The organism is Candidatus Clostridium eludens (assembly GCF_045310515.1).
In the GTDB taxonomy this organism is placed as follows: Bacteria; Bacillota; Clostridia; order Clostridiales; family Clostridiaceae; genus Clostridium_B; species Clostridium_B eludens.
In genome coordinates this window covers 1-343 of sequence record NZ_JBJHZX010000187.1, presented here as the reverse complement: position 1 = coordinate 343, position 343 = coordinate 1, and the positions used below count along the sequence as shown (strand labels likewise).

The 343-nt window shown below is 28.9% G+C and carries 1 protein-coding gene; it reads left to right on the top strand.

The annotated features are described in order from the left end of the window. A partial coding sequence (gene tnpA, locus ACJDU8_RS25770; RefSeq protein ID WP_406795034.1) for an IS200/IS605 family transposase occupies positions 1-343 on the top strand: 343 nt, incomplete at both ends.

Sequence of the window (343 nt, the reverse complement as noted above, 5' to 3'; positions counted from 1 at the left end):
GTGGAATTGTAAATATCATATAGTTTTTGCACCAAAGTATAGGAGACAAATAATATATGGAAAGATAAAAGCAGATATAGGTGTAATCTTAAGGAAACTATGTGAACAAAAAGGAGTTAAAATTATTGAGGCTAATGCATGTAAAGATCATATACATATGCTTATAAGTATACCACCTAAATTAAGTGTATCGCAGTTTATGGGATATCTTAAAGGAAAAAGCTCACTTATGATTTTTGACAGACATGCAAATTTAAAATATAAATATGGAAATAGACAGTTTTGGTGTAAAGGGTACTATGTTGATACTGTAGGAAGGAATAAAAAAGTCATAGAAGAGTAT